Source organism: Streptomyces sp. MBT65 (genome assembly GCF_016612545.1).
In the GTDB taxonomy this organism is placed as follows: Bacteria; Actinomycetota; Actinomycetes; order Streptomycetales; family Streptomycetaceae; genus Streptomyces.
Map to the genome: position 1 here is coordinate 1 of NZ_JAENRY010000357.1, position 7,397 is coordinate 7,397.

At 69.1% G+C, this 7,397-nt stretch carries 11 protein-coding genes and 1 riboswitch; of the genes, 5 read left to right on the forward strand and 6 right to left on the reverse strand.

The annotated features are described in order from the left end of the window. Positions 1–132: 132 nt before the first annotated feature. The 4 genes from JHN63_RS44275 to JHN63_RS44290 form a co-directional block, all read right to left on the reverse strand. Positions 133–1,854: an urease subunit alpha gene (locus JHN63_RS44275; protein ID WP_200690788.1), complete on the reverse strand. Its 1,722-nt coding sequence runs from the start codon at positions 1,852–1,854 to the stop codon at positions 133–135. After that, the gene (locus JHN63_RS44280) at positions 1,847–2,158 is read right to left on the reverse strand and encodes an urease subunit beta (RefSeq protein ID WP_200690789.1); all 312 of its coding nucleotides are present in this window, start codon (positions 2,156–2,158) and stop codon (positions 1,847–1,849) included. Before JHN63_RS44280 ends, JHN63_RS44275 begins: the two co-directional genes overlap by 8 nt. 9 nt (positions 2,159–2,167) lie before the next feature. Next, entirely contained in the window at positions 2,168–2,470 is a 303-nt protein-coding gene (locus JHN63_RS44285; RefSeq protein ID WP_037672587.1) for an urease subunit gamma, read from the reverse strand. 192 nt (positions 2,471–2,662) lie between these two features. Then, entirely contained in the window at positions 2,663–2,950 is a 288-nt protein-coding gene (locus JHN63_RS44290; RefSeq protein ID WP_200690790.1) for a type II toxin-antitoxin system Phd/YefM family antitoxin, read from the reverse strand. Positions 2,951–3,013: 63 nt separating this feature from the next. Here JHN63_RS44290 and JHN63_RS44295 point away from each other — a divergent pair, with 63 nt between their 5' ends. From JHN63_RS44295 to JHN63_RS44305, 3 genes are all read left to right on the forward strand, one after another. Beyond that, the gene (locus JHN63_RS44295; RefSeq protein ID WP_200690791.1) at positions 3,014–3,649 is read left to right on the forward strand and encodes an ATP-dependent Clp protease proteolytic subunit; all 636 of its coding nucleotides are present in this window, start codon (positions 3,014–3,016) and stop codon (positions 3,647–3,649) included. A gap of 7 nt (positions 3,650–3,656) precedes the next feature. Continuing rightward, positions 3,657–3,965 carry a hypothetical protein gene (locus tag JHN63_RS44300; RefSeq protein ID WP_200690792.1) on the forward strand — a complete coding sequence of 103 codons (309 nt, stop codon included), beginning with the start codon at positions 3,657–3,659 and terminating at the stop codon, positions 3,963–3,965. Positions 3,966–4,282: 317 nt separating this feature from the next. Then, positions 4,283–4,484, forward strand: a riboswitch (cyclic di-AMP (ydaO/yuaA leader). 3 nt (positions 4,485–4,487) lie between these two features. Further along, complete coding sequence (locus tag JHN63_RS44305; protein ID WP_200690793.1) at positions 4,488–4,961, forward strand: C40 family peptidase; 474 nt, start codon at positions 4,488–4,490, stop codon at positions 4,959–4,961. Between the two features lie 115 nt (positions 4,962–5,076). Here JHN63_RS44305 and JHN63_RS44310 read toward each other — a convergent pair whose 3' ends face one another. Next, positions 5,077–5,535, reverse strand: coding sequence for an ATP-binding protein (locus JHN63_RS44310; RefSeq protein ID WP_200690794.1), 459 nt, complete (start codon positions 5,533–5,535; stop codon positions 5,077–5,079). Between the two features lie 212 nt (positions 5,536–5,747). Between JHN63_RS44310 and JHN63_RS44315 the strand changes: the two genes are divergently transcribed. Then, positions 5,748–6,617 (forward strand): helix-turn-helix transcriptional regulator, encoded by an 870-nt coding sequence (locus JHN63_RS44315; RefSeq protein ID WP_200690795.1) that lies wholly within the window; start codon positions 5,748–5,750, stop codon positions 6,615–6,617. Between the two features lie 9 nt (positions 6,618–6,626). Next, the gene (locus tag JHN63_RS44320; protein ID WP_200690796.1) at positions 6,627–6,851 is read left to right on the forward strand and encodes a DUF397 domain-containing protein; all 225 of its coding nucleotides are present in this window, start codon (positions 6,627–6,629) and stop codon (positions 6,849–6,851) included. 41 nt (positions 6,852–6,892) lie between these two features. Here JHN63_RS44320 and JHN63_RS44325 read toward each other — a convergent pair. Continuing rightward, positions 6,893–7,397 (reverse strand): aminotransferase class I/II-fold pyridoxal phosphate-dependent enzyme (locus JHN63_RS44325; RefSeq protein ID WP_200690797.1); only part of this gene is annotated, 505 nt, incomplete at its 5' end.

Sequence of the window (7,397 nt, forward strand, 5' to 3'; positions counted from 1 at the left end):
AGCGGTACTTTCTGTTCTGATGTCCAGGGGAGCCGTGCTGGTTCTGGCCGACGGGCGGTTTCCCGCCGGAGTGCGCATGCCCTCCGGCGGGAAACCGCCCGTCGGCCAGAACCAGCAACGCTCCCCTGGACATCAGAAGAGGAAGTACCGCTGAGCCATGGGCAGTTCAGCCGCCGGAGTCGCCTCGACCAGCTCCCCGTCGATGTGCACGGCGAAACTGTCGGGGTCGACTTGGACCCGCGGCCGGGAGTCGTTCTCCCGCATGTCCGCCTTCGTGACCCCCCGCGTGGACTCGATGGCGACGAACTTCTTCCCGAGATCGAGCCGCTCGGGCAACCCGTCCTCGATCGCCAACGGGGCGACGAAGTTGAAGGAGTTGGCGGCGGGCGCCCGTCCGATCGCCCCGAACATCGGCCGCGGCAGGATCGGCTGCGGCGTCGGGATGGACGCGTTGGCGTCGCCCATCTGCGCGTACGCGATCTGGCCGCCCTTGATGACGAGGTGCGGCTTGACGCCGAAGAACGGCGGTTCCCACAGCACGAGGTCGGCGAGCTTGCCCGTCTCGACGGAGCCGACCTCGCGGGCGAGGCCCTGCGCGAGGGCGGGGTTGATCGTGTACTTGGCGACATAGCGCCGTACGCGATGGTTGTCCGCGCGGCCGTCACCCGGCAGCGCGCCCCGCCGCCGCTTCATCACATGCGCCGTCTGCCAGGTCCGCAGGATCACCTCGCCCACGCGCCCCATCGCCTGCGCGTCGGAGGAGATGATCGAGATGGCGCCGAGGTCGTGGAGGATGTCCTCCGCGCCGATCGTCGAGGGGCGGATGCGGGACTCGGCGAAGGCCAGGTCCTCGGGGACCGCCGGGTTGAGGTGGTGGCAGACCATCAGCATGTCGAGGTGTTCCTCGGCGGTGTTGACGGTGTAGGGCCGGGTCGGGTTGGTGGAGCTGGGCAGCACGTGCGGCTCGGAGACCACGGTCATGATGTCCGGCGCGTGCCCGCCGCCCGCACCCTCGGTGTGGTAGGCGTGGATACCGCGTCCGGCGATCGCGGCGAGGGTGTCGCCGACGAACCCGGCCTCGTTCAACGTGTCGGTGTGGATGGCGACTTGGACACCCGTGCGGTCGGCGACGGTGAGCGAGGCGTCGATGACGGCGGGGGTCGAGCCCCAGTCCTCGTGCAGCTTCAGTCCCAGTGCTCCCCCGCGGATCTGGGACATCATCGCGTCGTGCGAGACGGTGTTGCCCTTGCCGAGGAAGCCGATGTTGAGCGGGTACTGCTCCATCGCGGCCATCATCCGGGCCAGATGCCAGGGGCCGGGGGTGACCGTGGTCGCCTTGGATCCCTCGGCAGGACCGGTCCCGCCGCCCACCAGCGTGGTGACGCCGGCGGAGAGCGCCTCGTCGGCGATCTGCGGACAGATGAAGTGCACGTGCGCGTCCACGGCGCCGGCCGTGAGGATGCGTCCGTTGCCCGCGATGACCTCGGTCTCGGGGCCGATCACCAGGTCGGGGTGGATCCCGTCCATGGTGTCGGGGTTGCCGGCCTTGCCGATGCCGGTGATACGGCCGTCGCGGATGCCGACGTCGGCCTTGACGATGCCCCAGTGGTCGATGATCACGGCGCCGGTGATGACGGTGTCGGGGGTGCCCTCGGCGCGCGTGGCACGGGCCTGCCCCATCGACTCGCGGATGACCTTGCCGCCGCCGAACACGGCCTCGTCACCGGCGAGTCCGGGACCGCCGCTGCGGTCCTCCTCGATCTCGATCAGCAGATCGGTGTCGGCGAGCCGGATGCGGTCGCCGGTGGTCGGCCCGAACAGGTCCGCGTACGCGGCACGGGAGATCTCAGGCATCGAGGGCACCTCCGGTCTCCCCGCGCAGTCCCGGCACGATCCGGGCGCCGACCAGCGGGACGAGTTCGACGTCGACGGGGATCCCCGGCTCGAAGCGCACGGCCGTACCGGCGGCGACGTTGAGCCGCTTGCCGCGGGCTGCCGCGCGGTCGAACTCGAGCCCGGGGTTGGCCTCGGCGAAGTGGTAGTGGGAGCCGACCTGGACGGGCCGGTCGGCGGCGTTGAGGACGGTCATCGAGGTGACCTCACGGCCCGCGTTGTAGACGATCGGGTCGTCCGCGAACAGGATCTCGCCGGGAATCATCGAGGCCTCCTACACGATCGGGTCGTGGACGGTGACGAGCTTGGTGCCGTCCGGGAAGGTCGCCTCGACCTGTACGTCGTGGATCATCTCGGGGATGCCCTCCATGACGTCGTCCCTGGTGAGCAGCTTGCGCCCGGAGGCCATCAGCTCGGCGACGGTCCGGCCGTCACGGGCGCCCTCGAGGATGTGCGACGTGATGAGGGCGATGGCCTCGGGGTGGTTCAGCCTCAGACCACGGGCCCGGCGCTTCTCGGCCACGTCGGCCGCCACATGGATCAGCAGCCTCTCTTGCTCGTGCGGGGTCAGTTGCACGTCCCACCTCACAGTCCTCGCTCCGGACCGTGCGGGGTCCGGCTGCCGCAGCCCCGGGTCAAAGTCCCTGGTGGCGTGGATCGGCAGGCTAGTTGGACGGCGTTTCAAGCAAGTTAACCGAGCTGTGATCAGGACATTCGCATCTACGCCCGTAGAGCGGCCCCGCGCACGGCCTGCCCCGCACCCCTGTCGCTACGACGGGTTCGCCCCCCGGTGTTCGGCCGCGATGCCGAACCGCTGGTGTTCGCGAGGAGCGGACGCGACCTCGTGGACGCGTGAGACGGAACTGATCACCTGCTCCTCGGCGTTCGCGTCGAGCTTGTCGAGTTCGTCGAGTCGCTCCAGGTCGGCGGCGGAGACCAGCGCGACCAGGGGCTTGCCGTGCCGTGTCACGACGACGCGCTCGCCGCCGTACACCACCCGGTTGATCAGGTCGGCGAGCTCAGCCCTGGCTTGCGTCACCGGAATCTCGTAGGCCATACCCCCATCATAACGTCATGTACGTCCTGTACATTTCTTACAGATGCCGAAGGAGGGGTACCCATGACCCGACCGTTCGCCCGCCACGTCCTGCCCGAATTCACGGAGCGCACCAGCTCCGGGCACCGCACCCTCGACCCGTACTCGAAGCTGCTGGAGGAGCGGATCGTCTTCCTCGGGACGCCGATCGACGACATCTCGGCGAACGATGTGATGGCCCAGTTCATGCACCTCGAGTACCAGGCACCGGACCGGGACATCTCGCTGTACATCAACTCGCCCGGCGGCTCCTTTACCGCCATGTCGGCGATCTACGACACGCTCCAGTACGTCAGTTGCGACGTGGAGACGATCTGCCTGGGCCGGGCCGGCTCGTCCGCGGCGGTGCTGCTGGCGGCGGGCACGCCGGGCAAGCGGTCCGCGCTGCCGGGAGCCCGGGTAGTGATCCACCAGCCCTCGTTCCCCGAGCCGATCCAGGGTCAGGCGAGTGATCTCGCCATCCAGGCCGAGGAGTTGGGCCGCACCCGGTCCCAACTGGAGGCGCTGCTCGCCCTGCACACGGGCCGGACGGTGGAGCAGGTGAGCGCGGACATCGAGCGGGACCGGATCATGGATGCCCAACAGGCCCTGGAGTACGGCCTGGTGGACCGGATCGTGGCCACCCGCAAGACCTCGCTCACCGAGCCGGGCGGGGAGTGAGCCGACGATGCTGCCGCCGGAACTGCCGCCGTTGCCCGCACTGACGCGCGCCGAGGGCGAGTTGATCGACCGTTACCTGGATGTGGCCGACCTGCTGGGCCGTATCAACCCGGCGCACCACGGGGACACCTACCGTGGACTGAGGGCCGCCCAGGCGCTGGTGGCCAAGGCGATCGAACTGCGGGACGCGCTGGCGCTGATGCACCAGCGGGGCGAGACCGAGCTGCACGCCCCCACGCTCGCGCGGGCGCTGCGCGTGCTCGACGGGGAGCGCCGCACGGCTCGCGTCACCCTCCCCGCACCCTCCGACAGTTGAGGGATGCGCGGCCGTCCGGGGCGAGGGTGAAACGGGCCGAACGACGTACCCCCGATCGACGTAGTCGCCGCTCCGTCGGTACGGCCGTCCGGGTCACGCAACACGCGTGGTCCGAGGGCCGGATGAGGTGTTCCGGTGCTGGTCCGGGCGTCACACCCGCCCCGACACGCCCTCGAACACCGATGCGTTCAGCCGAACGGGTGAGTGGTGAGTAACCCCACAAATCCCCGATTCCGTTGGGCTTTTCGGACATTCATAGGTGAAGATCCCTGTCTGACGACAAGACCCCGCCGCAGCGGCGGGGCGATCCGGGCGGACGCCGAGTCCTGCCGCCACCCGGATGACAGGTCGACAGGATTGCATCGGCAGGAGTGGAGGACCCAGGCACGACGGGTCGCCGGGACGGTCACGCCATGACCGGGTCGAGCAGCCCTTGGGGTGAAGCCGCGTCAGCGGCCGGGCAACTTTGTCAGCCCGAATCCGACAGGTCATCCTTCACAGGCGGCTGACGAAGGGTTGCGCATGACTGCGCTCAATCGTGTCCCGTCGCTGATGGTCCGAGCCGGTACGGCTTCGGCTTTCGCCATCGCCGCCGTGGGCGGCTCCGTCGTGATACCGGGCGTCGCATCCGACGCCGCGGCCGCGACACCCGCGACGAAGGCACTCCAGGTCGCGGCGTCCAAGAAGGGCGCCCCGTACAGGTACGGGGCCACCGGACCGAGCCGCTTCGACTGCTCCGGGCTCACGCTCTACTCGTACAAGAAGGCAGGCAAGAAACTGCCCCGTACGGCGGCCCAGCAGTACAACAAGACCCACCACATCTCGGCCGGTAGCCGCAAGGCCGGGGACCTCGTGTTCTTCCACTCGGGCTCCAGCGTCTACCACGTCGGCATCTACGCCGGGAAGGGAAAGATCTGGCACGCCCCGAAGACCGGGGACGTGGTGCGGTTGCAGAAGATCTGGACCAAGAGCGTCTGGTACGGCCGGGTCAGCTGATCCTCGCCGAATCTCCCGAGGGGGTGGCGGCCACCTGACAGGCCGCCACCCCCTCGGGTGTCCAGGGATGTTCGGGACGGGAACGTCCGGGACAGAGGCGCCGGAAGGCGGGGCTCTACGGCTCCTGCTGGCCCGCCGCGGTCACCGGCCGGGCCGGTACCGTCCAGGGCACCTCGACGGAGACCGTCTTGCCGCCCTCCAGGGTGGGCCGGACCTTGAGTTTCCCGCCGCACTCCGCGGTCAGCCAGCGGATGATCACCATGCCCCGGCCGTTGTCCTGCTGGACGGCGGCCGGCAGGCGTTTCGGGAAGCGTGGATGGCTGTCGGTGACCCCGATGCGCAGCTGTTCGTCACGCTCCAGCTCGATGTCCACCGTGAAGGTGGGTGACTGCCCGAAGGTGTGCTGTACGGCGTTGGTGGCGAGTTCGGAGACGATCAGGCGGATGGTGTCGGCGACCTCCGTGTCCGCCGCAAGTCCCCATTCCACCAGGGTTCCGACCACATACGTGCGGGCGGCGGAGACCGAGGCGGGATCGCTCGGCAGAGTGACGGATGCTTCCAGATGGTCTGCCATGGCGCGGTCGTCCCTTTCCCGCGGGACCGGTGTCCGACACGGAGCGGATGGTTCGAGTACGGTCCCGGACTGGTGCTTCTTCGCCAGACTGCCATTACGGCGCCGTTAACGGTGGCGATCCACCAAGATATGCATATATCTGTCGCTCGAAGCGGTGAACTCTGCGACCTCAGACCGTATTTGGGCGGCTCGGAAGGAGTAAGGAGAAACCCATGCAGTACGGTCCCGCGGTGCGCCGCCGGAAACTGGGCGCCGAACTCCGCACGCTGCGTGCGGAAGCGGGGCTCACCAGCGGTGAGGCGGCCCGGCTGGTCGGCTGGCACCAGTCGAAGGTGAGCCGCATCGAGACCGGCGCGAGTGGCGTGAAACCACCTGACGTCCGGTTACTCCTGGACGCCTACCAGGTCGGCGACCCACAACTTCGGGACATGCTGCTCGTGCTCGCGGGCTCCGACGACGGCGGCGGCCGGCACCACTGGTGGCACGCCTATCGCGGTGTACTGCCGCCCGCCTACCGGGACTTCATCAGCCTGGAGTCACAGGCCAGCACGATCCGCACCCTGGAGACCTCGGTGGTCCCCGGTCTGCTGCAGACGCCCGAGTACGCCCGGGCGGTGACCCGGGCCGCGGTGGGAGGCCTCGACAACGACGGCCCCGACCGGCTCGACGCGCTGGTGCAGGTGCGGCTGGCCCGGCAGGACGTGCTGCGCGCGGATCCGCCGCTGGCCCTGAGCGTCGTCCTCGACGAGGCGGTGATACGGCGCGAGGTCGGCGGACCGGGGGTGATGGCGCGTCAACTGGAACGGCTCGTGGAGGCGGCCCATCTGCCCCAAGTGAGGCTTCAGGTACTGCCGTTCGCCGCAGGAGCACACATCGGCATCACCGGCCCTTTCGTAATCTTCTCCTTTCCGAGCACTTCTGATCTGGACGTGGTTGTTCTAGACCATTTGACGAGTAGCCTCTACCTCGAACGGAAAGAAGACCTAGAGGCCTACAGCGAGGCCTTCAACACCCTTCAGTACCACGCCCTTTCGCCCGAGGATTCGTTGGATTACATCGCCGGGATAGGTGACGGCGCGTAAGGAGGCACCATGTCTGCACTGCCTCGGAACGTACCTTCGAGTACCGATCTGTCCGGTGTGCGGTGGCTGCGCAGCAGCTACAGCACGGGAGCGAACAACTGCGTCGAGGCGGCCAGGCCGCGTTCAGGCCCCCGCGCGGGGCTGCTCGCCGTTCGCGACTCGAAGGAACCGCAAGGACCCGCCCTGCTCTTCTCCCCCGAGAGCTGGACGGGCTTCCTCGCCACGTTCCACTGACCTGTCCGCCTGTCAGCGACGCACGGCCGTGTCACGCCGACTCATGGTCGCGTCTCGCCGATCACACGTACAGCGCGTTCGATCTCGGCCCCGGAGAGGTCCGCTCGGGCGGTCAGCCTGAGCCGTGAGATGCCGTCGGGCACGGAAGGAGGACGGAAGCAGCCCACGGCCAGCCCTGCCGTACGGCAGTCGGCCGCCCAGCGCACGGCCGCCTCCGGGGACGGCGCACGCACCGACACCACCGCGGCGTCCGGACGTACCGCTTCCAGACCCGCGGCGGTGAACCGCGCGTGCAGTTGGCCCGCCACGGCGCGCGCCCGTGCGGCCCGCTCGGGCTCGCGCCGCAGCAGGGTGAGCGCCGCCAGGGCCGCGCCGGCCGCCGCGGGTGCCAGCCCCGTGTCGAAGATGAACGTCCGCGCCGCGTTGACCAGATGGTCGATCACCCGGGCCGGCCCGAGCACGGCCCCGCCCTGGCTGCCCAGCGACTTGGACAGCGTGACCGTCACGACGACGTCCTCGGCCCCCGCGAGCCCCGCCGCGTACGGC